The sequence below is a fragment of the Pseudaestuariivita atlantica genome (assembly GCF_001205715.1).
In the GTDB taxonomy this organism is placed as follows: domain Bacteria; phylum Pseudomonadota; class Alphaproteobacteria; order Rhodobacterales; family Rhodobacteraceae; genus Pseudaestuariivita; species Pseudaestuariivita atlantica.
The window spans coordinates 250238-276345 of sequence record NZ_AQQZ01000004.1; the positions used below are offsets into that span (position 1 = coordinate 250238).

At 66.9% G+C, this 26108-nt stretch carries 22 protein-coding genes and 1 tRNA gene; 13 read left to right on the top strand and 10 right to left on the bottom strand.

From position 1 onward, the window contains the following. The first annotated feature begins 105 nt into the window (after nt 1–105). Nucleotides 106–789: a hypothetical protein gene (locus ATO11_RS10595; RefSeq protein WP_050530842.1), complete on the top strand. Its 684-nt coding sequence runs from the start codon at nt 106–108 to the stop codon at nt 787–789. Here the strand turns inward: ATO11_RS10595 and ATO11_RS10600 are convergent. Together ATO11_RS10600 and ATO11_RS10605 are read right to left on the bottom strand one after the other, a co-directional pair. Continuing rightward, complete coding sequence (locus tag ATO11_RS10600; protein WP_050530843.1) at nt 783–1502, bottom strand: caspase family protein; 720 nt, start codon at nt 1500–1502, stop codon at nt 783–785. The genes ATO11_RS10595 and ATO11_RS10600 overlap by 7 nt on opposite strands. A 19-nt stretch (nt 1503–1521) precedes the next feature. Further along, nucleotides 1522–2076 carry an OmpA family protein gene (locus ATO11_RS10605; RefSeq protein WP_165586955.1) on the bottom strand — a complete coding sequence of 185 codons (555 nt, stop codon included), beginning with the start codon at nt 2074–2076 and terminating at the stop codon, nt 1522–1524. Nucleotides 2077–2333: 257 nt separating this feature from the next. On the opposite strand from ATO11_RS10605, the gene ATO11_RS10610 reads away from it, so the two are divergent. Next, nucleotides 2334–3425 carry a peptidoglycan-binding protein gene (locus ATO11_RS10610; protein WP_165586956.1) on the top strand — a complete coding sequence of 364 codons (1092 nt, stop codon included), beginning with the start codon at nt 2334–2336 and terminating at the stop codon, nt 3423–3425. Nucleotides 3426–3497: 72 nt separating this feature from the next. Here ATO11_RS10610 and ATO11_RS10615 read toward each other — a convergent pair whose 3' ends face one another. The 4 genes from ATO11_RS10615 to ATO11_RS10630 are packed head-to-tail and all read right to left on the bottom strand — an operon-like array spanning nt 3498 to nt 9273. Next, nucleotides 3498–4814 (bottom strand): DUF3131 domain-containing protein, encoded by a 1317-nt coding sequence (locus ATO11_RS10615; RefSeq protein ID WP_050530846.1) that lies wholly within the window; start codon nt 4812–4814, stop codon nt 3498–3500. Further along, complete coding sequence (locus ATO11_RS10620; protein WP_165586957.1) at nt 4789–6612, bottom strand: glycosyltransferase family 2 protein; 1824 nt, start codon at nt 6610–6612, stop codon at nt 4789–4791. Before ATO11_RS10620 ends, ATO11_RS10615 begins: the two co-directional genes overlap by 26 nt. 22 nt (nt 6613–6634) lie before the next feature. Beyond that, the gene (locus ATO11_RS10625) at nt 6635–8116 is read right to left on the bottom strand and encodes a sugar phosphate nucleotidyltransferase (protein ID WP_082176259.1); all 1482 of its coding nucleotides are present in this window, start codon (nt 8114–8116) and stop codon (nt 6635–6637) included. A gap of 2 nt (nt 8117–8118) precedes the next feature. After that, entirely contained in the window at nt 8119–9273 is a 1155-nt protein-coding gene (locus ATO11_RS10630) for an acyltransferase (protein WP_207382958.1), read from the bottom strand. A gap of 129 nt (nt 9274–9402) precedes the next feature. On the opposite strand from ATO11_RS10630, the gene ATO11_RS10635 reads away from it, so the two are divergent. Beyond that, nucleotides 9403–9930, top strand: a complete 528-nt coding sequence (locus tag ATO11_RS10635) for an OmpA family protein (protein ID WP_050530850.1) — start codon at nt 9403–9405, stop codon at nt 9928–9930. A 36-nt stretch (nt 9931–9966) separates the two neighbouring features. Here ATO11_RS10635 and ATO11_RS10640 read toward each other — a convergent pair. Then, nucleotides 9967–10053, bottom strand: a tRNA-Leu gene (locus ATO11_RS10640). A 133-nt stretch (nt 10054–10186) separates the two neighbouring features. Between ATO11_RS10640 and ATO11_RS10645 the strand changes: the two genes are divergently transcribed. Further along, nucleotides 10187–10852, top strand: a complete 666-nt coding sequence (locus ATO11_RS10645) for a DUF2161 domain-containing phosphodiesterase (RefSeq protein WP_050530851.1) — start codon at nt 10187–10189, stop codon at nt 10850–10852. A 61-nt stretch (nt 10853–10913) separates the two neighbouring features. Further along, nucleotides 10914–11897 (top strand): complex I NDUFA9 subunit family protein, encoded by a 984-nt coding sequence (locus ATO11_RS10650; protein ID WP_050531098.1) that lies wholly within the window; start codon nt 10914–10916, stop codon nt 11895–11897. 18 nt (nt 11898–11915) lie between these two features. On the opposite strand, the gene ATO11_RS10655 is transcribed toward ATO11_RS10650, so the two are convergent. Together ATO11_RS10655 and ATO11_RS10660 are read right to left on the bottom strand one after the other, a co-directional pair. After that, complete coding sequence (locus ATO11_RS10655) at nt 11916–12470, bottom strand: ActR/PrrA/RegA family redox response regulator transcription factor (protein ID WP_050531099.1); 555 nt, start codon at nt 12468–12470, stop codon at nt 11916–11918. A 66-nt stretch (nt 12471–12536) separates the two neighbouring features. Continuing rightward, nucleotides 12537–13145: an SCO family protein gene (locus tag ATO11_RS10660; protein WP_050530852.1), complete on the bottom strand. Its 609-nt coding sequence runs from the start codon at nt 13143–13145 to the stop codon at nt 12537–12539. Between the two features lie 76 nt (nt 13146–13221). Here ATO11_RS10660 and regB point away from each other — a divergent pair, with 76 nt between their 5' ends. From regB to trxA, 8 genes are all read left to right on the top strand, one after another. Continuing rightward, nucleotides 13222–14598, top strand: a complete 1377-nt coding sequence (regB, locus tag ATO11_RS10665; RefSeq protein WP_050530853.1) for a sensor histidine kinase RegB — start codon at nt 13222–13224, stop codon at nt 14596–14598. An 89-nt stretch (nt 14599–14687) separates the two neighbouring features. Continuing rightward, entirely contained in the window at nt 14688–16208 is a 1521-nt protein-coding gene (locus tag ATO11_RS10670; RefSeq protein WP_050530854.1) for a PAS-domain containing protein, read from the top strand. A gap of 43 nt (nt 16209–16251) precedes the next feature. Further along, nucleotides 16252–16740 carry a tRNA (adenosine(37)-N6)-threonylcarbamoyltransferase complex ATPase subunit type 1 TsaE gene (tsaE, locus tag ATO11_RS10675; protein ID WP_050530855.1) on the top strand — a complete coding sequence of 163 codons (489 nt, stop codon included), beginning with the start codon at nt 16252–16254 and terminating at the stop codon, nt 16738–16740. Continuing rightward, entirely contained in the window at nt 16737–17702 is a 966-nt protein-coding gene (locus ATO11_RS10680) for an aminoglycoside phosphotransferase family protein (protein WP_165586958.1), read from the top strand. The genes tsaE and ATO11_RS10680 overlap by 4 nt, the downstream gene beginning before the upstream one ends. After that, the gene (locus ATO11_RS10685) at nt 17699–18385 is read left to right on the top strand and encodes a nucleotidyltransferase family protein (protein WP_050530857.1); all 687 of its coding nucleotides are present in this window, start codon (nt 17699–17701) and stop codon (nt 18383–18385) included. Before ATO11_RS10680 ends, ATO11_RS10685 begins: the two co-directional genes overlap by 4 nt. Continuing rightward, on the top strand, nt 18382–21282 hold the full coding sequence (gene addB, locus ATO11_RS10690; protein ID WP_050530858.1) for a double-strand break repair protein AddB: 2901 nt from the start codon (nt 18382–18384) through the stop codon (nt 21280–21282). Before ATO11_RS10685 ends, addB begins: the two co-directional genes overlap by 4 nt. After that, nucleotides 21279–24677 carry a double-strand break repair helicase AddA gene (gene addA / locus ATO11_RS10695; protein WP_050530859.1) on the top strand — a complete coding sequence of 1133 codons (3399 nt, stop codon included), beginning with the start codon at nt 21279–21281 and terminating at the stop codon, nt 24675–24677. The genes addB and addA overlap by 4 nt, the downstream gene beginning before the upstream one ends. A 42-nt stretch (nt 24678–24719) precedes the next feature. Next, nucleotides 24720–25040 carry a thioredoxin gene (trxA, locus tag ATO11_RS10700; protein WP_050531100.1) on the top strand — a complete coding sequence of 107 codons (321 nt, stop codon included), beginning with the start codon at nt 24720–24722 and terminating at the stop codon, nt 25038–25040. 53 nt (nt 25041–25093) lie between these two features. Here the strand turns inward: trxA and ATO11_RS10705 are convergent, their stop codons facing one another. Further along, nucleotides 25094–26065: an aminoglycoside phosphotransferase family protein gene (locus ATO11_RS10705; protein ID WP_165586959.1), complete on the bottom strand. Its 972-nt coding sequence runs from the start codon at nt 26063–26065 to the stop codon at nt 25094–25096. Nucleotides 26066–26108: the final 43 nt, after the last annotated feature.

Consider the following 26108-nt stretch of genomic DNA (forward strand, 5'->3'; position numbering starts at 1 on the left):
AGCATTTTAGCCGATGTCTCGGCATTCTCCGCGTCGCTGCCGCAATTCCCCCATGCCGCTGCCAACGGGCGCGCGTTTTCTTGCCGCGCTTGATTGGAGACCGATATGCGAGCAGCTCAATTCTGCCTTCTGGCCTTCCTTGGCCTCGCCGTGACCGGATCGGTCGCGTTTCCGCGGGGTGGCGGTGCGCGTGAATCGAACATTCTCGCCGACATCCGCACCGACGGCACGGCGCAGTTCCTGTCGGTGAACGGCACCAACCGGACGCCGATGTGGACGGTGACCTGCCGCGTGCAACTGCGCGGGTGCACCGCGCGGGCGCCGGGGCTGGTCCTGACGGCCGACCGGACCGGGGTGGTGCGGCTGGCCGGATACGCGCCGTGGGATGCCCGCATCTCGGCACTGAATTACGGCACCAGCCGGTCGATCCCCAAGGTGTTCAACGAGCCGGTGGACGATGACGTGCTGGCGATCCTTGCGCGACCCGGCACGTCGCTTGTGATCGAGCGGGGGGAGGTGGTGCTGCTGCGCACCCAGACCGACGGCATCGCGATGGTCGCGGCCTACCTTCGATGGCTGGCGCGGGCGGCGGATCGCGGGGTGCGGGATGCGCGGGCGTGGTCAGCCCCCGTGGAGCGTGCGACCGCCGGCCCGTCCGCGCTGCTGGCGGCCTATGCCCCGGTCGATCCGGATTTCATGCCGCAACCCATTCCGCGAACCAAACCGCAGGTGGAATTCGCGATCCGCGCGCAGAACGGCGCGTCGTTCTTCGACCCGACAGGTCACTGATGGGCCAGGTCGAGCGTCGTGAGCATCGACGATTCCGACCACGGTATCTGTGCCCCCCTCGTGCGCGCGATCACCCCGGCCCGGACCGCGCGCGCAAAGCCGTCCAGATCGGTGGTCCGGTCGAGGGCTGACAGAACCGACGCCGCGAACGGGCTGTGCGCGCCCTCCCCGTCCTCGGCCACACCATCTAGTTGAGCGGCATACAGCACGAAGCTGCCCGCTTGCGTCGCCCCCCGCGTGCGCATCGGGACACGGCTCATTTCAGCCAGCGCGGACCGGGCGAGAGGCAGGTCGCGGCAGGCATCGACGAGGACGATCTTGTTGCGCACCTTGTCGCTTGTTGCCGCCAGCAGGACCGGCACGGGGATCGAGCGCGCGATGAGCCCTGCCCCGTCGGCGAACGGCGTGTCGGAGGCCAGCAAGTAGGTGTCCCCGCGCCAGCGCACGCCGTGGCCCGCGACATAGATCAGGGTTGTCTGCGCCTCGGCACTGGCCAGCCGGAACCGCGCCAGCGCGGTCAGGATTTGCGGCTGTGTCGGGTTGATCGAGAGGTGCGTGTCAAAGCCAAGCGCCGACAGCCGCCGCGCCACGGCCCGCGCATCCGCCGCGGGCGTGCGCAGGTCGGCACCGAAATGATACTCGTCAATTCCGATGACCAGCGCGGTCTTGGTCTGGGCATGCAGCGTGGTTGTCCACGCAAATACCAGGACCAACGCGCCAAGCCATGCCTGCCTACCCACAGGTCGCGCCGTCGCGGGGCTTGGCCAGGATTTCCACCCGGCGATTGCGGGGATCATCGGGCGCGAGCCCGGAAAGCGGCTCTGACTCGCCCATGCCAGACGTGCCGAGCCGTGTCGGAGACACCCCTGCGACCCCTTCGAGATAAAGCTTCACCGCCCGTGCGCGCCGCGCCGACAGGGATTCGTTATATGTTGCCGACCCAAGGCTGTCAGTATGGCCGACGAGCAGCAGGCACAGTTCAGACATCGCGTCAGACCGCAGAACCTGTGACACCTGCGTGAGGTGCCGCTGGAAGGCCGGGGTCAACTGGGCCGAATCGAACGCGAACCGGATGAAATAACCACGCTCGTCCAGCGCATCACCCGGTGGCACCGCGGCATGGGACACGCTGCGCGTCGCCGTGGGCCTTGGCAGGGTCGGGCAATTCCGGTCAGGCCCGTCCGTGAAGGCCCGCAGGATCGTGCAGTAATCGGCATTCAGCGGCAGGCGCGGCACATCGGTACCGGCTTTCGCGACGGTCGCCGCGCCAGCCAGCGCCAGCGACATTAACACCACCTTGCGGAACAACCCGACCATGCACCTTACCCCGGTTTCGTCACATTGCCGCTTGGATATCGCCCCGGATATGAGAGATCGGTAAACGCGCCTCCACCCGATTGTGCAAATTTGAACGAACTTGCGGTGAAACTCCCGCGATACGGCGATTGCGGTTAACGGCACCTTCAGCACGGTGCGGCATCCTTCCACTCGATTTCAGGGTGTGGAGGCTCGCAATGCTGGGTTGGATCAGGCGAACGGCATCGGTGTGCGCGGTCTTGGCCGGGCTGGGCGCGTGCACGCCGGACCGGGCGATCATGGCGCCCGTGGCCGCCGAACCCAACACGCCACCGGCGCGGAATTTCACCAATTTCAACGGTGCGCTGCGCTGCATGGACGGATTGCTGGCGCGCGCCGGGCGGGGCACGACGCTGATCTCGTCCACCGACATCCCCGACGAAACCTTTCGCGTGGCGGTCGGTGCCGACGACATGCTGATCAACGCCATCAACCAGATGAACCGGTCGAACAGCGCCTACGTGTTCGTCGACCAGGCGATCATCAAGAAGGACGGCCAGTTCGAGGTGCGGATCGCCAGCGACCAAGACGTGACGCCAAGCCATTACATCCGCGGATCGATCAGCCAGCTCGACAACAACGTGTCCGAAGGCAGCCTGACCGTGAATGTCGGCAATGCCTCGGGCCCGATCACGCCTCTCGGGCAGGAAAAGACGGTCTATGGCGGGAACGGCGCGCATACGGTGGTCACGGTGGACCTGCACCTCGTCCAGTATCCCAGCCGCCGCGTCGTGCCCGGCGGGTCCGTGGCGAATTCCATGGTCGTGACCTCGCGCGGCTTTCGCACCGGCGCCTCCGGGTTGATCGAGATGACAGGCGTGGATGCCACGTTGCGCGTGACGCGGGTGGAAAGCCTTGGACAGGCCGTGCGCAACCTGGTCGAGCTGGGGGCGATCGAATTGCTGGGGCGGCATGCGCGCGTGCCGTACTGGACCTGTCTGAGCCTGCCGGTCGAACATCCCCGCCAGGCCGATCTGCGCGAGCGGCTAGTCACCCGTATTCCTACGGCCCTGCAGGTCGGCAAGGTGCAGGATGGCCTGATCGAACTGGGTTACCTTTCGGCTGCGGCGGCGCGTGGCAGGATGACGGAGGAAACCCGTCTGGCTATCGCGCGGTTCCAGTCGGACGAGGGGCTGATCCCGTCGGGCCGGATCGATTACGACCTGCTGGAGCGGATTCGCCGCCGGTTGTCGGTCCGCGTGATCCGCCCCGCCGTGAAACCGCCCGCTCCGGCAGCGGTCGTCGAAGGGTACACGTCGTTGAACGACTACCTCCCCTGAGCACCCAGCAACCGGTCAATCCGGCGCGTTTCGAAAGCCGCCTGACCGCGCGTGGCGCGATCTGAACTGCTTTTACCGCACGTTCCACAAAGGGCCACGGGCCGTGAAATGCAGGGCTTCGAGAACGATGGCGTTGGTATTGAGGGTATAGACATCGTTCACCGCTCCATCCGCTTCATAGATCCCGGCGGGCCAGCCGCGCTCTGGGTCGGCGAGCGGATCCACGGCGGTCACCAACGCTTCGGAATAGGCGGTATCGAACAGGGCATCCCAGCCGATACTCGCCTTGAGGCTAAGCGTGCGCAGATCGGTATGGGCCTCTCCATCCTCGGCAACGACGTTCCACGCTTTCCCGTTGGCAAAGACGGACGAATACAGGAAATGCGGCGCGCGATCGATGTGATCCTCGCTCACCGCGGTCAGCAATCCGGTGGACCGGTAACGCTGCTCCTGCGCGGCGTAGACGCGGCCGGCGAGCCGCAACGCCTCGCTGTCGAGGCCGAATTCGAACGCCTGCAGCAGGTAGGGTTCCGACAAGGTTGGGGTGATGGCCTGGAACGCGGTATGTTCGCGCAGGTCCACCGGCACGTCGACACCCGAAACCGTGTGCCAATCCAGCACGCGTTCGGCAGAGATCGCCTGAACCACGTCCAGCCCCCACATCGCCGCCGCGCGCGCGGCGTATTGCTCGTACCCCATGCGGCCTTCCTGCACGAGGCGGGTCTCCCCATCCGCACGTTCGGCACCATAAAGTTCGCCGTTTTGGGCCATCGAGGCCAGATCCCAGGTCGATAGGACGTCACGGATCTCGCCACCATATTGCGGCATGTGCCGTTCAAGCACGCGGAAGGCGGTCAGCATGCGGGCGATGTCGAGCGCGGACCACCCCACGCCTTCGGGCGCAGGACGGTTGGCATAGTCGACCATCGCCAGCGTCCGGGTGTCGTAGACCTTGTTCGGCAGTTTGTCGTCATGCAAGGGGAGGCGTGCGAAACTGTCGAGCATCCTGCGCACCCGGTCGTCGAAATCGCCATCCTCGACCAATCCGAGCTGCCGCGCGGCAACCAGCCCCAGAAGGTACGAACCCTGGTCCCAGAGCGTGGTCGAGGGGAAGCCTGCGACACTGTCGACCCAGCCGGTCTCGGCGCGCGTGTTTTGCTCGATATAAGCCCAGGCCACGACCGCGCGCTCGCGTTCCGCATCGGACAACGCGCGCGGCGCGGCGGGTGTGAAAAGACCCTCGCTTGCATAGTCGACCTTGGTCGCGCCGGACAGGGCCAGAAGGCGCAGGCCACCGTCAAGCGACATGGCGAGGCCCGCGGCAAGCACCAAGCCACCCGCGAACAGGATCGAGCTGCGATAGTCAGACAGGTTGAAGGTTGCGGGCATCTTGGGCCTCCCCCGGTTGGTCTTGCGTTCGAATGTTCAGTTCGTTTTTGGGCTGCCATGACGCGGCCGTGATGATCCGCCCGACACCCAGCGCGTTCCAGCCAAGCCAGAACAGGTTCACCACCATGAACGCGCCGGAATGGGCGATCGACCCGGCGAAATGCGCCCAGATGCCCCAGGCGGCAGCGAGCGCGAAAAAGGCGAGGATCGCGATGTTGGCGCGCACGTGGCGGTAGGAGGCACCACGGCCCGGCGTTTTGGGCGTCGGCGGGAATTTCGGACGCTTGCCGCGCGCGACCAGCCACAGCGCGCGCAGGGTCAGCGGAAAGGAGGACAGCCACATGATCGAACCGGAGGTCTTGTCATGCCCCTTGCACCCGATGGACATCGCGACCTCGTTCGCAAGTAGGACGGGCAACAGGTGGGCGAAGAACGTGATCGAATACGCCTCGACCGCGGCGACGCCAAGCAGCATCGAGATGCCGGGCGCGAACAGCAGAACGGGCATCCAGAGCGTGCCGAGATAGGACCAGAAGGTCGCGGCATAATGCAGCTTGATCCGCCACGGCATCCCGCGCCGGAAAAGCGGGTTCGCGCGCAAGAGAATGTCGAAGGTTCCGCCGGCGTATTTCAGCCTCTGGGTCGCCCAGGCATCCATCGACCACGGGCTGAGCATGCGGCTTTCGACCTGCGGGTGATAGACCGACCGCCACGCGGCGGCATCATCGCTGTGCAACAGGATCGAGGTGAACAGGTCCTCGGATACGTGAAAGCGGAAGGGCTGAAGGTCCACGTCACCCGACAGGTGCTCCGCGCAGGGTCCCGTGCTGGCGACACCGCTACGTCTTTGAAGGCGGCCGAGGTCGGCGGCATAGGTGCGCAGGGCACATTCGAAAACCGCCTCGCGCCGGTGGATCGATCCGGCACCGCAGCAGAACGACGCGCCATGCCGGTTCCGGCGTCGCTGGATCACGTCGAAGAACACTGCCGGGTCGCTGTGAAAAGGATCGCGTCCGACATGCGTCTGCCCGCTCAACACGCCCCAGATGCGGGCGGCGCAGCGCCCGGCCTTTCCGGCCTTCCGTTCCCACACCCGCGCCAGCGGCTGGCCCTCGGGAATGTCGTAGAACCAGTGCGGCGTCTGAACCCACGCCACGTTCGGATCGCGGAAATAGCCGAGCGTGTTTTCGAGGAAGGTGGGCATCAGGCGGGTATCGGCATCGCAGATCACGATGAAGTCGCCGTCCGTCTCGAACAGCGCGTTGCGGATGTTGCCGGCCTTGAACCCTTCGTTGGTGTCGCGGCGCAGATAACCGGCCCCAAGCCTCCCGGCCAGCGCGCGCATGTCCGGCCGGTCGCCGTCATCCAACACATGGACCGCGCAGGTCACGCCGTCCGGCACCGACACCGCCAGCGCGTCCCGGATCGAAGGCTCGACGATGTCCACGTCCTCGTCATAGGTGGTGATGAACACGTCGACCGAGACCGCCCCATGCGGGTCAAGCCCAACCTCGGCCCGTGTCGCCGGTGGCGCCTGACGCGGCGTGTCGCCTTCCTTCCAGATGTCGTAGAAGAACAGCAGCGTGCCGAGATACGCCATGGTTTCGGCCAGCGCGACCGCCATGGAAAATCCAAGCGCATCGGGGTTGAGAGAGGCCGTCCACCGCCAGTGCAGGTACCACAGGCCAAGACCGATGGTGAGCGCCGCCCAGAAATGCCACGCGGCTTCACGCCGGGCCGACATCGGCGGCGTGGCCGGAGGGAGGCGTCGCTCGTAGGCGGTGAAATAGCCTGTCATTCCCGCGCTCCCCGTTGCCCGTTTATACCGCTTTGGCGAACCGGGTCGGGGCCGCGTCACATGGGCCGACCTTCGCAAGCGGAAGGTGATCTGCCGACCGGCCATCGGCGAACCGGTGATCCACCGCCCAGTGGCCGGATGCGATCACGTGGTCGAGGATCGCGCCCTTCGACACCGACGTGTCCGCCATCACGTGGCTTGACCGGATCAGCGTCTTGCCCGCGACACGTGTCCGCGCGCCGATCGTTGCGGGCCCGATGATCTTGGCGCCCGCTTCGATCACGGCGCCCGCGCCCACATGCACCGGACCGGAGATCGAGGCGCGGCGGCTGACGCGGGCGGTCTCGTGAAACCATTGCCCGTTGCCCTGCGCCTCCCCGTCCGGTTTCACGCCCGTCACTTCCCCGGCGAGGACCTTGTCGAGCGCGGCGGCATAGTCGCGCCCGCACCCGATATCGACCCATTGGAACGGCTCGGAATAGGCGACCATGTGCCCGCCGGACGCCATGACCGCCGGCATCAGGTCGCCGGCGATGTCGAGCCCGTTGCGCGACGCGATGAGGTCGAGCACGCGGGGCGAGAAGATATAGATGCCCGCATTCGCCAGGCGCGATTTCGCGGCGTCCCGCGATGGTTTTTCCTGGAAAGAGGTGATGCGGCCGCGCGGATCGGTGACGACGATTCCGTATTTCGACACGTCCTCTTCCGGCACGGTCTGCACCGCGATGGTCACCGCCGCGTCCTCGGCCCGGTGACGGGCCATCATGGCCGGCAGGTCGATATCGGTCAGCGCGTCGCCGCACATGACGATCAAGTCGCGGTCGAACGCTCCGTGCGCGTCCTGCATCCGTTTCAGGGTGGAGGCAGAGCCGATCGGGTCAGAGGTCCAGTCGCCGCCCGCCCAATGCCCTTCGTTCACGAAGAACAGCGACTGGCGCCAGCGGGGTTGGGCGGCGTAGTGACCGGAGATGACGGGGCCGAGGTGACCGGGATTCAGCAAAACGTCGTGCACGCCGCACCGTTCGAGATGGTCGAGCACGTGATCGAGGATCGGACGCCCGGCGATGTCGAGCATCGGTTTGGGCACCGTCTGCGTCATCGGGCGGGCCCGTGTCCCCTTGCCCGCGCAAAGCAGAACCGCCCGCGTGCCACGCAGGGACAGCGGCCGGAGCGTGGCATCGCTGAGCGCCGCATCGACGCTGGAATAGGACGGGATGAGCGTATCGAGGCCGACCTGGCGCAGCATCCCCGCCACGCGGGCGGGCATGCCGCAGGCACCCAGCGGGATCGGGTTCCGCGACTTGAACAGGTCGATCAGCGCGGCGATGCCCGCAAGGTTCACCTGCCGCAGCTGCTTCATGTCGAACAGGACGGCCGTGGCGTGGGCCGCGTGCAACCTGTCCCGCAATGTCCTCAGCGGCCCGCGCAACGAGGCCTGCGTCAACCCTCCCCTCATCCGAACGACGGCGATGCCTCCGGGCATAGTCTCGATATCGAAGAGCATGTTCAGGTCTCCTGCTGGGGAATACGCGCCGCCCGAGACCGAAGACGGGGAAGCGGGCCAAGGCCCACCGTCCAGGCAAGGGGCGGCAATTTGGAAAGAACGATCACGAACAGCGTGGTGGCGGGCAGGGCCCAGCCGATCTTGATCCCGATCTGCGCCATCGGCGCCAGGTCGGTGCCCTTCAGCGCGATCTCTGCCATGTCGAGGAAGATCGGATGGCACAGGTAGATTCCGAAGGAATAGGGCGCGAGGCGCGACAGGACCGGCGGCCACGCCTTGTGCGCAAGGCAGAGGCACAGCGCGAAGAGCGCCACCGGCATGAGAAAGTCGGCCCAGTAGCCGGGCGTGTAGGAATGAGGCCAGGCACCGGTTTCAACGGTCTTGTAGGTCGCCACCAGCTTGATCAGGAACATCAGCCCGCCGACGAACAGGATCAGCGGCACCCATGGCGCGCGGTCCTCCATCCGGGTCCGGCTCCAGATGCCCCAGAAGGCTGCGGCGACCATGCCATAGCCGATATATGTGACGATCTTGACCGCACGCACGGCCCACGGCAGCCAGTCCGCGCTCCAGAACGTGGACCAGAGCATAACATCAAGCTCGCGCTTCACGATCAGGCAGGCCAGCACGACGAACCCGGTCCAGGGATGCGCGACGGCGATCCGGAACAGCGGGTAGAACAGGACAAGGCCGAACAGCGTCGGGATGAAATGCATGTGGTACTTGACGTCACCGAGGACGAGGAACCCGGCCCATGCGGCAGGGTCCGAAAGCTGGGCCAACCATGCATCCGCGTATCCGAAGCTGTCCGCCTTGATGAGCGTGTAGGCCGCGTAGAACACCACCCAGAACGCGAACGGCACCAGCAGGCGGCGCGATTGTTCGGCGATCGTCTGGCGATAGCCGCGCGGGCGGCGGTCCAGCGCCATCATCAGAAGGAAGATCGAGATGACGATGAACAACTCGGTCCGCGCGGTATAGATCACCGCGCGCAATAGCATCGGCAAAACGCGTTCGCCGGGGTCGTAGTCGACCCAAGGCTGACCGTTCGCATCGGCCGTCGCATGAAGCCCGACCATCGACACCCCGGCGATCAGCCGACACGCATCCAGCCAGACGAATCGCGCGCTTTGTCCCATCGCAGTAACCCTCGTCATCGGGGACCGGGATGCACCGTGGCGGTCTAACATTCCGTGAACGCGCACGCGCCGTTCGCAATTTTTTCGCGTTCACGGTTCCTTAGACGGAATCAGCGTAGACACCCCCGAAAGACGAGGTGTTTGGCCATGGTGCAGTCGCGTTTTGCAACGGTTCTGGCTGGGTGTGTCGCGGCATGGGCGCTGGCCCAGTCCGCTGCTGCCCTGACGGCAGAAGAATGCCGCGAAGTGACCGAGAAATACGGCGTCCGCGCCATCGGGTGCGACGGACCGTCCGAACCGGTGGCAGAGGCCACGCCGGATCTTCAGCGCCTGATGGAAAGCCACATCTTCTTCGCCACCGGCGACACGCTGAAACCGGGGGAGGCACAGCGTCTGGCGCTTCTCGCCCGCGTGCTCGACACGTCGGTCCTGCAGGACGCCTGCCTACGGCTGGTCGGTCATTCCGACAGCTCCGGCCCGGCCGATGCCAACCTCACGGTGTCTCGAAAACGGGTGGAGCGTGTGGCGTCCTACCTTGCCGGAACCATCGCCGACCGGACCCGCATTGTCGAGGTGCTTGCCATGGGCGAACAGGAGCTGCTGGTGGGATTCGCGCCTGACGCAACCGAAAACCGCCGCGTCGCGATCTATGCGAAACCGTGCCGGCCGAACTGATCCCGCCACGACGCTATGGAAAAAATTTCGGGAATTTGGTGCCCAGAAGAGGACTCGAACCTCCACGTCCATACGGACACTAGCACCTGAAGCTAGCGCGTCTACCAATTCCGCCATCTGGGCACGGGTTGGTGACGGGTCAGATACGCAGGGTGCGAGGGCAAGTCAACGGGCTTTGTCGCAAAAAGGACTCACGCATTGCCCGACGCACAGGCAGGGCCTTTGGGAGCGGCGGCGGGGGCGGTAACCTCTGCCCATGGCACAGACCCGCGAGACAGAGCTTTACCCGCCGATCAAGGCCTACCTCACCGCGCGCGGCTTTGACGTGAAGGGCGAAATCGGCGCGGCCGACGTGGTGGCCTGCCGGAATGACGAGACGCTGATCGTCGAATTGAAGCTCGGTTTTTCGTTGACGCTCCTGCACCAGGCGGTTGCGCGCCAGCGCATCACCGACCTTGTCTATGTCGCCGTGCCGCGCTGGAAGGGAAAGGCCGGATGGCGCGCGTTCAAGGCCAATGTCGGCCTTGCGAAGCGGCTGGCGCTGGGCGTGCTGAGTGTCGCACCGGACGGATCGGTGCAGTGCCACGCCGACCCGACCACTTTCACCCCGCGCAAGAGCCGCCCGCGCAAGACCGCCCTGCTGCAGGAATTCGACCGCAGGCGCGGCGACCCGACGACCGGGGGCAGCGATCGCAACGGCCTAGTCACCGCCTACCGGCAAGAGGCATGGCGCTGCGCCAGGTACCTGTCGGTCCATGGTGCGACCAAGGGCGCCGTGGTGGCGAAAGGCGCCGAGGTGCCCCGCGCCACGCGGATGATGGCCGACAACCATTATGGCTGGTTCGCACGCGTCTCGCCCGGCGTCTATGACCTGACGGAGACCGGCGCGGCGGCGCTTCAGACGGACCGCGCCGCCGAGTAGCCCTTGTCTGCCCGCACCCGCCGGTTTATGCCCGACCGCAGGGAACCAAAGGATGCAGCCGATGTCGAAACTGGTGACGATTTACGGCGGATCGGGCTTTGTCGGCCGGTACATCGCACGCCGCATGGCGAAAGCGGGATGGCGCGTGCGCGTGGCCGTGCGCCGCCCGAACGAGGCGATGTTCGTCAAAACCTATGGCTCGGTCGGGCAGGTCGAACCGGTCTTCTGCAACATCCGCGACGACGCGAGCGTGGCATCGGTGATGACCGGCGCGGACGCGGTGGTGAACTGCGTCGGCACCTTCGATGCCCGCGGCCGCAACTCGTTCGAGAACATCCATGTCGAAGGCGCGGGCCGGATCGCCCGGATCGCCGCCGCGCAGGGTGTCGGCACGATGGTCCACATCTCGGCGCTGGGGGCCGATATCGACGGCGAAAGCCAGTACGCGCAATCCAAGGCGCGGGGCGAAGAGGCGGTGACCGAACACATGCCGCAGGCCGTGATCCTGCGCCCGTCGGTGATCTTCGGACCCGAAGACCAGTTCTTCAACCGGTTCGCAGGCATGGCGCGTCTTGGCCCGATCCTGCCGGTGGTGGGCGGCGACACGAAATTCCAGCCCGTCTATGTCGACAACGTGGCCGAGGCGGCGGAAATGGCCGTCACCGGCAAGGCTGCGCCCGGCGTTTATGAACTGGGCGGACCTGACGTACAGACCTTCACCGAGTGGATGCACGAGATGCTGGCGGTGATCCATCGTCGCAGGCTTGTCCTGAACATGCCGTTCTTCGTGGGCAACCTGATGGCCTTCGGATTTACCGTGATGCAGTACGCGACGCTTGGCCTTGTAAAGAACAAGGTGATCACCTTCGACCAGGTCAAGTCGCTGCGCACCGACAACGTGGTGTCCGAAGGTGCGCGCACGCTCGCCGATTTGGGGATCACGCCCACGGCGACAGAGGCCGTTCTGCCCGACTACCTGTGGCGGTTCCGCCCCTCGGGCCAGTACGACGAGATCATGGAATCGGCCAAGAACCTGCGCGGCTGACCGAAGGCGCTCGCCCGGTCAGCGCGGGCTGCGTTTCGCGAGGATACGTTGCAGAGTGCGCCGGTGCATCGACAAGCGGCGCGCGGTTTCCGACACGTTGCGGTCGCACAGCTCGTACACTCGCTGGATATGCTCCCACCGGACGCGGTCGGCGCTCATCGGGTTTTCGGGCGGCGGTGGCAGTTCATCGGGCTGGGCAAGCAAGGCGTTCACCACGTCCGTCGCATCCGCCGGTTTCGACAAGTAGTCCGTCGCACCGATCTTGACCGCGGCCACGGCGGTGGCGATGGCGCCGTATCCCGTCAGCACCACGATCCGCGCCTCGGGCCGCTGGGCGCGCAGGACCTCGACCACATCCAGCCCGTTGCCGTCCTCCAGCCGCAGGTCGACCACCGCATAGGCGGGCGGACGCGCGGTGCAGATCGCCTTGCCGCCTTCGACGGAACCCGCGGTTTCAACCGAGAATCCGCGCTTTTCCATCGCCTTGGCAAGACGTTTCAGAAACGCTTCGTCGTCGTCAACCAGCAGCAGGGTCGGGTCAGGCCCGAGATCGAGAGCAGCCGCATTGGCCATGAATGTGTCCTTCATCAAGCAACGCCTTTCCACCGGTAGGTAATGCGCAGCCCCGCACCCGTCAAATCAGGCCGCGTTTGCAAAACAGGCGACACGGTCCGCCAGTTGCCGGGGCGAAGTGTCGCGGCGCACGAAATCGACGAACCCGTGTCCGGGCAGAACCACGTAGGTGAAGACGGAGTGATCGACGAGATAGAATTCATCCCCGTCGTCATGGGCGCGGTAAAACACGCGATAGGCCTTGGCCGCGGCATCGATCTGCTCGGGCGTTCCCGTCAGCCCGATGGCCCTGGGGTGGAAGACGTCGGCAAATTCGCGCACCACGTCGACCGTGTCCCGCGCGGGATCGACGGTGATGAAGACCGGCGTGGCGTCGATACCCTCGTCCGCCAGAAGGTCCACCGCCTCGGCATTGCGGGCCATGTCCAGCGGGCAAACATCCGGGCAGAACGTGTAGCCGAAATAGATCAGCGTCGGTTCGGTAATGACATCGGCATCGGTCACCGTTTCACCGTTGCCGTTCACAAGCGTGAAAGGCCCGCCGATATCGCCGCCCGCAACGCCGGAGCGGCAGGCGGCGAACACGTCGCGCGCCTCGCGGCTTGTGACGTACCAAAGGCTTCCGATCAGCGCCACGATGGCAAGGGTGGCGACAAGTGCGGCGATGCGGATCATGCGACCTCCGGTGATTTGCGTTAAGACAGTGACAGACCTACCTTCCGCAACGAGTGCAGCAAGGAACAATTCCGCGATGCGGCAACCTGACACGACCCAACCGGCGGGGACGCAACGCGGCAACTGGATCCGACTGCGCACGATGATCGTGCTGCGATGGGTGGCGATCACCGGCCAGATCCTTGCGATCACCGTCGCGACATGGGTGTTCGGCCTGCAATTGCCGCTGGGCTTGTGTTTCCTCGCCATCGGGCTGTCGGCGGCGTCGAACGTCGTGGCGATGTTCGTCTATCCCGAGAACAAGCGGCTGTCGGAAACCGAGAACCTCTGGACCACCTATTTCGACCTTCTGCAACTGTGTTTCCTGCTGTTTCTGACCGGCGGCCTGAACAATCCCTTCGCCATGCTCGTGCTGGGGCCGGTGGTGTTGTCGTCGACCGTCCTGTCGCTGGGCGCGGCCCTGTTCGTGGGCGCGACGGCCCTGGCCCTGACAACCGCGATGGTGTTCGTCCACGTGCCGCTGGTCACGGCGCAGGGCACGATCCTGTCGATGCCCGATATCTTCAAGTTCGGCCACTGGACCGCTCTGGTCATCGCGATCGTCTTCGTCGGCGTCTACTCGCGGCGCGTCACGACCGAGATCAACTCGATGTCCGACGCGCTTGCCGCGACGCAGATGGCGCTGGCGCGGGAGCAGAAGCTGACCGACTTGGGCGGAGTGGTTGCCGCCGCCGCGCACGAACTGGGCACGCCCCTAGCCACGATCAAGCTGACCTCGGCGGAATTGATGGAAGAGTTGGAGGGCGACCAGCGCGAAGACGCGGCCCTGATCCGCGAACAGGCGGATCGCTGCCGCGACATCCTTCGGTCGATGGGACGAGCGGGCAAGGACGATTCACATCTCAAACAAGCCCCGCTGAGCGAGATCATCCGCGAGGCTGCCGAACCCCACCAGGACCGCGGCAAGGCGCTGTCGCAATCCGCGCTGTCCGGCGATCCCGGCGGGTCGATCCAGCCCGTCATCGTGCGCCAGCCCGAGATCATTCACGGGCTGCGCAACCTCGTGCAGAACGCCGTCGATTTCGCGGACAGCGCCGTCTGGATCGAAACGATGTGGACGAACGACACCATCTCGATCCGGATACAGGATGACGGGCCGGGCTTTCCGCCGCACCTGATAGGACGGATCGGCGACCCGTTCATGCGGCGGCGCCGCGACGGCGCGCGCGGTCACCAGCGCCCGGAATACGAAGGCATGGGTCTGGGGCTGTTCATTGCCAAGACGCTGCTGGAACGGACGGGGGCCGAGCTGACCTTTGCCAATGGCGCGTATAACGGCACGCGCGGGTCCGGCGCCATTGTCGAGGTGCTGTGGCGACGCGCGATGATCGACGTGGCGCGCAGCGACACGCCCAGCCCCGCGCTAACCCCGAACCAGCTGATCCTGCCCTGATCGTTTACGGAATATCCACATATCCGGACGCCAAATTAACGATTTGTTAACCGTCGCGAACAAACCCTTTCAACCGGAAGGGGAACGGAATGTTGACTTTCGGATGGCTGGAGTTGGCCGTCATTCTCGGCGCGGCGCTGGGCACCGCCGCATTCACGGTGCGATTCCTGTCGGCTTCGCCGAACCGGTTGCGCCGGGACCCCGCGCCGAAGGATCCGATTGTCCTTGTCCTGTCCGAAGGCCGGATCACCCGGACCAGCGCCGCCGCCGGTGCGTTGCTTGACCTGATCGACCGCGATGATGGCTGGGCCGCCGTGCGGGCCGTCTTCGAACACCGCTTTCCCGACCTGCCCGAAATCCCTCCCGACATGACAGACGGCAAGGCCGTCGTCTACACCGCCGCCGATGCGCCCAACGATCCCGCGCGGCTGGTCCTGACGACACGGGACGCGGTGACGACGATCACGCTGGAAGAGGCCGACGGGGCATCGCAGGGCGTCATGCTGTCGGCGCAGGTCCGCGCCATGGCCAGCACGGCGGAACGCGCACCGCACCCGATGTGGATCCTCGACAACAAGGGCGCGCTGGCATGGGGCAACGCCGCCTACTGGGATATGGCACAATCCCATCTGGGCGCGCGCGCCTCGCACGAGGTCCTGTTCGATGTCGGCGATCTTGGCATGTCGGGCACGGTGAACCACCGGCGCTGCGCCATCGGATCGCCGGACCCCGAAAAGCAACTCTGGTTCGATGTGAGTCGCAGCGTGCACGGGCCGAACACGCTGTTCTTCGCGACCGAGGTCACGGCGGTCGTCCGGGCCGAGGCCGCCCAGCGCAACTTTGTCCAGACCCTGACCAAGACCTTTGCGCACCTGTCCATCGGGCTGGCGATCTTTGATCGCGACCGGCAGCTTGCACTGTTCAATCCCGCGCTGATCGACCTGACGGACCTGTCGCCCGAATTCCTGTCGCAACGGCCGAACCTGATGTCCTTCTTCGACGGCCTGCGTGAAAACCACGTGATGCCCGAACCCAAGAACTATACCGGCTGGCGCGAAACGCTGGCGGACGTGGTGATCGCGGCAAGCGACGGGCGCTATTCCGAAACGTGGAACCTGCCTTCGGGCCTCACCTACCGCGTCACCGGACGCCCCCACCCGGACGGAGCCATCGCCTTCCTGTTCGAGGACATCAGCGCCGAGATTTCGCTGACCCGCCGCTTCCGCGAAGAGCTTGAGATCGGGCACGCGGTGCTCGACACGCTGGAAACCGCGGTTGCGGTGTTCTCTCCATCCGGGCGGCTGACGTTTTCGAACACGGCCTATGACCGGCTTTGGGGGGTCGAAACCGATACCGGTCTGGGCGACGTGACCGTGCAGACCACCTCGAAACTTTGGCAGTCACGCTGCCATCCGTCGCCCGCATGGACCGATATCCGCGACTACGTCATGTCCTATGGCCCGCGCGAAGAGTGGAGCGCGGTGGTCCGCAATCTCGACGGTCGGTCGCTGACATGCGAGGCCGAACCGCTGAGCGGCGGCGCGACCCTCGTCCGGTTCAAGATCGGCCAGCCGACCTTGCCTCCACAATCGGTGTCCGTGGGCGTCTAACCCGCTTGCAGCGGCGGCGGGGGGCGGTCATCTTCGGCCCACCATGACCGCGCACCTGACCCGTTCCACGCTTGCCGAGTACCACCTGCCGGACGACCGCGCGACCGAGGCGTTCGCGCAAGCCTGGGCGCGGGTCCTGCGTGCGGGCGACGTGGTGCTGCTGGAAGGCGGGATCGGCGCGGGCAAGACGGCCTTTGCCCGCGCGCTGATCCAGTCGCGGCTGGCAGAGCCCGAAGACGTCCCCTCCCCGACCTTCACGCTGGTCCAGACCTACGACACCCCGGATTTCGAGATCTGGCACTGCGACCTTTACCGCGTCAGCGGGCCAGGAGAGGTGATCGAACTGGGCCTCGAAGAAGCGATGGAGACGGCCCTGTGCCTGATCGAATGGCCCGAACGGCTGGGTGACCTGCGCCCGGCCGATGCCGTGACGCTGACCTTTGCCGTGGATGCCGAAGGGAGCGGTCGTGATGTTGCCGTGTCCGGCCTGGCAGAACGCTGGGCAAGCCGGGTACCCGCATGGCCGGCATGACCCGCGCACCACTGATCGACGCCTTCCTTGCCCGCTCGGGTTGGGACACGGCCGTGCGGCACCCGCTTGCAGGTGACGCGTCGGCCCGCCGGTACATTCGGCTGATCGCGCAAGATGGCGCACAGGCCATGCTGATGGACGCACCGCCAGAGACCGGCGAAGACACCGCACCATTCGTCCGCGTGGCCCGGCATCTGGCACGTGCAGGGTTCAGCGCCCCCGCGATCCTCGACTGGGACGAACCGGCCGGCCTGATCCTGATGGAGGATCTGGGGGACGGGCTGGTCTCTGCCATCTGCGCAGAGGACCAAGGCCACGAGCCGATGATCTATGCCGCGACGGCGCGGATGCTCGCGGCCCTGCATCTGGAACCCGTTCCAGAATGGGCGGACCGCTACGACCCGCCTCGCATGGCCGAAATGCTGGGCCCCTTCCACGAATACGCCGTCCCGATGAACCGGGGCGGGATCAGCGACATGGAACGCGCGATGGAGGATACCCTGCGCGCCCACGCCCTTGCCGACCCCGTGCTGATCCTGCGCGATTTCCATGCCGAGAACCTGTTGTGGCTGCCCGAACGTGACGGCCATGCCCGGATCGGCCTGCTCGATTTCCAGGACGCGCTGGCGGGCGATCCGACCTATGATCTTGCCTCGCTCTTCCAGGATGCACGGCGGGACGTGTCGGCGGAAGCATCAAGGGCGGCGACAGAGGCGTTCTGCGACGCCACCGGGCACAGCCACGACGCGGTCGTTGCCGGGGTGGCGGTGCAGGGTGCCCAACGCAACCTGCGCATCCTTGGCATCTTCGCGCGGCTGACACGCGCCGGGAAACCGAAATACGCCCCCCTTGTGCCCCGCGTCGAACACCACCTCGCGGCATGCCTTGCACACCCCGCCTGCACCGATTTGCGCCGCGCCCTTGCCCGCGCCGCGCCCGGATACCTGGCGGTGCACGCATGACCGCGCCACGCTCCATCCTGTTCTTCGCCGCCGGGTTCGGCACCCGCATGCGGCCCCTGACCGACACCCGGCCCAAGCCGCTGATCGAGGTCGCAGGCCAGCCGCTTCTGACCCATGCGCTGAACCAGACCAAGGGACTCGACCTGCCGCGCAAGGTGGTGAACGCGCATTACCTTGGCGACCAGATCGCGGAGTATGCCGCGACGCACGGGCTGGACCTGTCGCGGGAGGAGCCCGACATCCTCGACACCGGTGGCGGGTTGAAACAGGCGCTGCCGCTGATGGCGGACGGGCCGGTCTTCACGCTTAACACCGATGCGGTCTGGACCGGCCCCTCTCCCCTTCAAACGCTGAACGCGGCGTGGGACCCGGCGCGCATGGATGCGCTTTTGCTCTGCGTGCCAACCGACCGGGCGGAAGGCCATGGTGGCACGGGCGACTTCACGATCGACGCCGAAGGGCGGCTGCATCGCGGCGGGCCATACGTCTATTCCGGGGCGCAGATCATCAAGGGCGCATGCGTCGCCGCACGGCCCGAGCGCGCATTCTCGCTCAACGCCGTCTGGACCGACCTCGCCCAGCGCGGGCGGCTCTTTGGCGCGGTGCATCCCGGCGGATGGTGCGACGTTGGCCATTCCGGCGGCATCGCGCTGGCCGAGGCGATGCTGGAGCGCGCGACATGACCCTCTTCACCCTCCCTCCCGGCGTCGACTTCGCCGCCGAACTGATGCGCGGGTTGGTCGAAAGGCATCCTGATCCGATCGAGCTTGCCCGCGTGCGGGTCATCGTGAACACCCGCCGGATGGAGCGTCGCCTCACGACGCTCTTCACCGCCGGGCCTGCCCTCCTTCTGCCGAGGATCGAGGTGGTCACGGCCATGAGCCTCCCGCCGGGCCATCCGCCGATCCCGCCCGCGACCTCGGGCCTGCGGCGCAGGCTCGACATCATCGAACTGGTCGCCCGGCTGATCGAGGCCGACCCGACCCTCGCCCCCCGCGCATCGCTGTACGACCTTGCCGACAGCCTGATCGCGCTGATGGACGAAATGCAGGGGGAGGGCGTCACGGCCGACACCGTCGCAAAGCTCGACGTGACCGACCAGTCGGGGCACTGGGCCCGCGCGCAGCGCTTCTTCGGGATCGTCGCGCATTACCTCGGGGCGGCCACCGGCGTGGATGCAGAGACCCGGCAGGTGCGGGTCACGGATGCCTGGCTGGCCCACTGGCAGGACCATCCGCCCGTCACACCCGTCTACATCGCCGGGTCGACCGGGTCGCGTGGAACGACGCATCGGCTGATGCTGGCGGCGGCGCAGCTGTCCGGTTGCGGCCTCATCCTACCCGGTTTCGATCACGACCTGCCGCCCGAAGGCTGGGCCAGGCTGAACGATCCGCTGAGCGGGGAAGACCATCCGCAGTTCCGCTATGCACGCCTTCTGCGCGCGCTCGACCTGAACGCGGGCGATACACAACCATGGACCGACGCGGCCCCGTCCGACCCGCTGCGCAACCGGCTTGTCTCCCTCGCCCTGCGCCCCGCGCCCGTCACCGACCAGTGGCGGCGTGACGGACCGGCGCTGGGTGACCTTGGCAACGCGCTTGACAATGTCACGCTGCTCGAAGCGTCCTCCCCGCGCGAGGAGGCGCAGGCCATCGCGCTGCGCCTGCGGCAGGCGGCAGAGGACGGACGCGCGGCGGCACTGATCACGCCCGACCGGATGCTGACCCGCCGGGTCGCGGCGGCGCTGGACCGCTGGGGCATCGTGCCGGATGACAGCGCAGGCACGCCCCTTCACCTGTCGCCCCCCGGTCGCCTGTTGCGGCACCTTGCAGCCTTGCCGACGCAACCTGTCACGGTGGAAACCCTGCTGACGGTGATGAAGCACCCGTTGACCCATTCCGGCGGCGACCGCGGCGCGCACCAGCGGCTGACCCGCGACCTGGAACTGCACCTGCGCGACAAGGAGGTCGCCTATCCCGATCCCGCCCGGATCAGGGCGTTTGCCGCGTCCAAGGATGCAGCGGCATGGGGCGAATGGGCCTGTGACGTGCTGTTCGGCACGGATGCCGACACGCGGCCGGTAGAGGCGCAGACCCGCACCCTGATCGAACGCGCGGAGCGTGCCGCCGCTGGCCCGGATGGAGACCCGGCCGAGTTGTGGGCAGGCGCGGCGGGCCGGCAGGCGCGCGAGATGCTTGATGATCTGGAGGCCGAGGCGGGCGCCGACGACGCCCCGACCATCCCGATGGCACCGCGCGACTTTGCCAACCTCGTCCACTCGCTTCTGTCGCGGGGCGAGGTTCGGGATCGGGACGCGCCGCACCCGCACGTGCTGATCTGGGGCACTCTGGAAGCGCGGGTGCAGGGGGCCGAGGTTGTGATCCTCGGCGGGCTGAACGACGGGACATGGCCGCAGGCCCCGCGCCCCGACCCGTGGCTGAACCGCGTGCTGCGCAACCGCGCGGGCCTTTTGCTGCCGGATCGGCAGGTGGGCCTGTCCGCCCATGACTTCCAGATCGCGGTTGCCGCGCCCGAAGTGTGGCTGAGCCGGTCCCTGAAATCCGACGATGCAGAAACCGTGCCCTCGCGCTGGATCAACCGGCTGGGCAACCTGCTGACGGGGCTCGACGCGCAGGGAGGCGACGCGGCATGGAAGGCCGCCCGCGCGCGCGGTGAGACGTGGTTGCGGCAGGCCGAGATGCTGGACGCGGTCGATCCCGGCACGCCCGCCCCGCGCCCGTCACCCGCACCGCCAAGGGACGTCCGGCCGCGCAGCCTGAACGTGACCGACATCGCGCGATTGCGGCGCGACCCTTACGCCATCTATGCGCGCGACATCCTGCGCCTGCGCCCACTGAACCCTGTCGTGCGCGTCCCCGACCCGCGCCTGCGGGGCATCCTGATGCACCGCGCGCTTGAACGGTTCGTGAAGGGCGGCGTGATCACCCCCGAGGCGCTCAGCGCGGCGGGAGAGGTCGCCTTTGCCGAAGGCGCGCCATGGGCCTCGACCCGCGCGGCGTGGCAGGCGCGGCTGGACCGGATCGCGCCCGCCTTTGTCACGGCGGAACTCGGGCGGCAGGCGCTCGCCCACCCCGTCGCGTTCGAAGCCAAGGCACGGACGACGATCAAGGGAGTGGGCGTCGAGTTGAAAGGCCGCGCCGACCGGATCGACCTGACCGAAGACGGCCAGGCATTCCTGTACGATTACAAGACCGGCGCACCGCCGACGCCGCCCAAGCAGCTCGCCTTCGACCGGCAATTGCTGATCGAAGCGGCGATGCTGACCTTCGGCGCGTTCGACGCGGTGGCCGCCACCACCGTGATCCGCGCGACCTACCTGGGCCTTGGCACCGACGTGCCCGAGGTCGACGCACCGCTGGGCGATGGCGACAAGCAGGAAACGGTCGAGGAAGTCTGGGCCAAGCTGGCGACTTTCCTCGAACAGGTGCTTGATCCCGGCCACGGCTTCACCTCACGCCGCGCCGTGTTCGAGACGCGGTTCGAAGGCGATTACGACCACCTCGCCCGGTTCGGCGAATGGGATCACACCACGCCCGCAACCCTGCAGGTGCTGACATGATCCGCCGCGACGACGCGACCGAGGCGCAGGTCAGGGCGGCGGATCCCGGTCTGTCGACATGGCTGTCGGCCAATGCCGGTTCGGGCAAGACCCGCGTTCTGACCGACCGCGTGGCGCGGCTGCTCTTGCAGGGCGTGCGGCCGGAAAAGATCCTGTGCCTGACCTACACCAAGGCCGCCGCGTCCGAGATGCAGAACCGCCTGTTCGCGCGACTGGGCGGCTGGGCGATGCGCCCCGACGACGCGCTGCGCCGCGACCTGGCCGAACTGGGCGAGGACGGCCCCTTCCCTACCGACCGCCTGAACAAGGCACGTCGGCTGTTTGCCACGGCGATCGAGGCACCGGGCGGGCTGAAGATCCAGACAATCCACTCCTTCTGCGCAACGCTTCTGCGGCGCTTCCCTCTCGAAGCCGGGGTCAGCCCGCAATTTCACGAGATGGAGGACCGCGCCGCCGCCCTGCTGCGTGTCGAGGTGGTCGAAGCGCTGGCCTCCGGCCCTGACGCGCCGCGCGTCACGGACGTGGCGCGGGGGCTGAGCGAGGACGGGTTCGACGATATCTGTACCGAGGTTCTGGCCCACCGCGCGGGCCTGATCCCGCCCGCCGACCCGGCGACGATCCGGGGCTGGTTCGGTGTGCCGCCGAACCAGACCGCCGACGCGATCCTGCAGGACACCCTGCGCCCCGGCGACATGACGCTTTTGCACGCGCTGGTCGGCGTTTTTGGAAACAGCGGCTCGAACGACCAGAAGGCCGCCCGCGCGCTAGGCCGGATCACGCAACTGGATGCAGGCGCGATTGCCACGCTCGAAGCGGTATTCCTGTTCAAGGGCGGCAAGACACCCGGCGCGGCCAAGATCGGCACGTTGCCGATGAAGTCGACGCGTGACGCGATGGACCCCGCCCTGCTCGACCGCCTGAACGACTGGATGCGCGCGGTCGAGGACGGAAAGGCCCGCCGCATCGCGTTGCACGCCGCCGACCGCACCATCGCGCTCCACCAGTTCGCCGAGGTGTTCGTGCCCGCCTATGACGCGGCCAAGCTGCGGCGCGGGGTGCTGGATTTCGACGACCTGATCGACCGTGCCCGCGCGCTGCTGAACGACCGCGACGTGGCCGAATGGGTGCTGTACCGGCTGGATGGCGGGATCGACCATATCCTTGTCGACGAGGCGCAGGACACCTCCCCCCGGCAATGGGACGTGGTGGACCGGCTGGCGCTGGAAATCACCAGCGGTCAGGGCACGGCAGAGGACCGCCCGCGCACCCTCTTCGTCGTGGGTGACAAGAAGCAGTCGATCTATTCCTTCCAGGGGGCCGATCCCGGCGCGTTCGACCGGATGCAGGAGCAGTTCGGCGCGCAACTCGCCCATGGGCCGACGCCCCTACAGGACGCGACGCTGGAATACTCGTTCCGATCCGCGCCCGTGATCCTCGACCTTGTGGATGCGACATTTCGGGGGCGCGAAGCCTCGGGGTTTGCCGGACGCGGATCGCACAAGGCGTTCCATGCCGCGATGCCCGGACGGGTGGAGATGTGGCCGCTGGTCCCGAAACCCGACAAGATCGATGACCCAGCCTTCGAGGACCCGGTGGACGTGGTGCGGCACGAGGATGCGCCCGCCGTCCTCGCCCGGCGCATCGCGCTGGAACTGCGCCGGATGATCGACACGCGCACGCCCATCGCCGTGTTCGACCGGGACCGCGGCCAGTGGTCCTCCCGCCCGATGACGCCCGGCGACGTGCTGATCCTTGTCCAGAGCCGCGGCCCGATCTTTGACGAGATCATCCGCGCGCTGAAGGCCGCGAACGTGCCAACGGCGGGCACCGACCGGCTGAAGGTCAGTGCCGAACTGGCGGTGCGTGACCTGCGCGCGCTGCTGACCGTGCTGGCGACGCCCGAGGATGACCTCGCGCTGGCGACCGTCCTCAAAAGCCCGCTGTTTGGATGGGACGAACAGCGGCTCTACACCCTCGCGCATCACCGGAAAGACCCGTTCCTGTGGCAATCCCTGCGCACCGCGCCGGCGGCGGAGGCGGAGACCACGCTGCTTCTCGACCTGATGCGGCAGGCGGATTTCCAGCGGCCCTTCGACCTGATCGAACGGGCGCTGACCCGCCACGACGGGCGGCGCAAGCTGCTGTCGCGGCTGGGGCTGGAGGCTGAAGACGGCATCAACGCGCTTCTGGCGCAGGCGCTGGCCTACGAGCAGGGGGAAATCCCCTCGCTCACCGGGTTCCTCGCGTGGATGGAAACCGACGACGACAAGATCAAGCGCCAGATCTCGCAAAACGCCGACCAGGTGCGGGTGATGTCGGTGCATGGCGCGAAGGGGCTGGAAGCGCCGGTGGTGATCCTGCCCGACACGACCCCCAAGAAGGACGAGATCAAGGGCAACGTCGTGACAGATGCGGGTCGCGTGCTGTGGAAGACCCGCGCGGCGGAAACGCCGGAAACGGTGGCAACCGCCCTGGCCGACGCCAAGGCCCGGCAGAATGCCGAACGGGACCGCCTTCTTTACGTCGCCATGACGCGGGCGGAACAGCGGCTGATCGTCTGCGCCGCGGGCGAGCTTGGGAAAGAGGGCAAGGGCTGGTACGACATCATCCGGCGCGGCATGGAAGAGCGTGGCGCAACCATCGAACCATTCGCCTTTGCGGACGGGGAAGGCGGCGCGGGACTGGCGCTGGATGGCACGCCGTGGCCTGCCATCGTCGACATCCCACCGCCAGCAGCCACGCAACAGGACGCGCTGCCCGGATGGGCGCACCAGGTGGCACCGCCGCCCGCGCCGGCCCCCGGCTCCCGCTCGCCCTCGGACCTTGGCGGAGCGAAGGCCCTGCCGGGAGAGGACGGGCAGGACGTGGAGGCGGCCATGGCCTTTGGCAGCATCGTCCACCGGCTGCTGGAACACCTGCCCGCCTTGCCACGTGACACCCACCGCGACGCGGCGCGCGACCTGCTGGCAGAGGCCGAACGCCCCCTGCTGGACGCTGCGATGCGCCATGTCGATGCCTGCCTCGACGCGCCGGACCTCGCACCGCTCTTTGCCGCCGACGCGCTGGTCGAGGTGCCGGTTACCGCGCCGCTGGCGGAACTCGACGCGTCGATCCTCGGCGTGATCGACCGGCTGGTGATCGACGACACCCGCGTTCTGGCCGTGGATTTCAAATCGAACGCCACCGTGCCCGCGACCATCGACGCGGTGCCGGACGGGCTTTTGCGGCAGATGGGCGCCTATGCCGCCGCGCTGGCACAGATTTTCCCCGACCGGCGGATCGACACCGCGCTGGTCTGGACGGCAACGGGCGAAATCCAAATGCTTCCGCACAATATGGTGATGGATGCCCTGTCACGCGCGGCACATCTTGACCAAGCCGCACCGGCTCCCTAGGTTCCGGGTCTGTTTCCGACTCGCGCCTTGAAGGAGGGCATCATGGGCACCGTAGCTGTCACGGACGACACGTTCGACACCGAAGTGAAGAACGCCGACGTTCCCGTCGTCGTCGATTTCTGGGCCGCGTGGTGCGGTCCCTGCAAGCAGATCGGTCCCGCGCTGGAAGAGCTGTCGGACGAGATGGCAGGCCGCGTGAAGATCGCCAAGGTCGACGTCGATTCGAACCCCAACACCGCCGCCCAGCTGGGCGTGCGCGGCATCCCGGCGCTGTTCATCTTCAAGGACGGACAGGTCGTGTCGAACCGCGCGGGCGCCGCACCCAAGGCGCAGCTGCAAAGCTGGATCGAAGACGCGCTTTAATCCGCGCGAAACCGGATGAGACGGGGCGCCTGCGGGCGCCCTTTTTCGTGGGCTCAGCCCTTCATCACCCGCGGGATCAATTGCCGCAACGCCTTGAACCTTTGCGCCTGTGACGGGCCGCGATCCTCTTCCTCCGGCGGCAGGGCGATCCACTCCGCCAAAAGCCGCATCCGCAACATCAGCCCGACGCTCGGATCGTCCGGGCCGACCAGCGTGTAACCCGCAAAAAACGCATCGCGCGCAAGGTCGGTCAGAACCTCGCCGCGATCCGGCTTACCCTGCGCCGTGGTGATCGCGTGATCGACCAGCAAACGCGCGATGTCGTGCCCGACCGGCGCCATGGTGCGGTTGCCGAAATCGATGCCGGTCACGGCGTCATCCGACAGGATCAGGTTGCGCTGGTGCAAGTCGCCATGGGTAGCGCAAGAGGCCGTCCACTTGTGTTCGAACCGCCCGCCCATCTCGATCAGCAATTCCGCCCAGCGCAGGAACTTGCCGGGCGAGGCCACCTCCCGCGATCCGTCCACCACCTCGCCTATCAGCTGCCGCAGGTAGTTGAGCGTGTATTTCGGCTGGAACTGGCGGCGTTCGTCCAGTTGCGCCCCGTGAAAGGCCGACAGCCACGCGCCCGCCCGTGTCAGGATGCGCGCCTGATCGTCTTCGGAGGCCTCGGTCAACGCATCGAACAGGCTCCGACCCTCTGCAACCGTCATCAGGAGAGCCTGACGTTCCAGGTCGACGGCGAGGATTTCTGGCACGCGGTGTGGCCCGGTACCGCCCAGCGCCTCGAATGCGGCGACATGCGCCTCGAACCGGGACACGAACCCGTCTGGATCGACCGGCCGTGACTGCCGCTTCACGATCACCCCGCCACCCGGCCCCTCGTACCGTCCGACCGCGCGGTCGACCCGCGCATCCTCGCGCCGCGACACGGGATGAAAATTCCACCCCTCCTCCGGCAGCCCGGCCTGCTGGCGCAGGTCCGGCCAGACCTCGGCCACGGCGTCGTATCCTGGACTGCTCATGCGCTGCTCTCCCTCGGGGTTGTCACCCTCTCGTCCCTGTCCA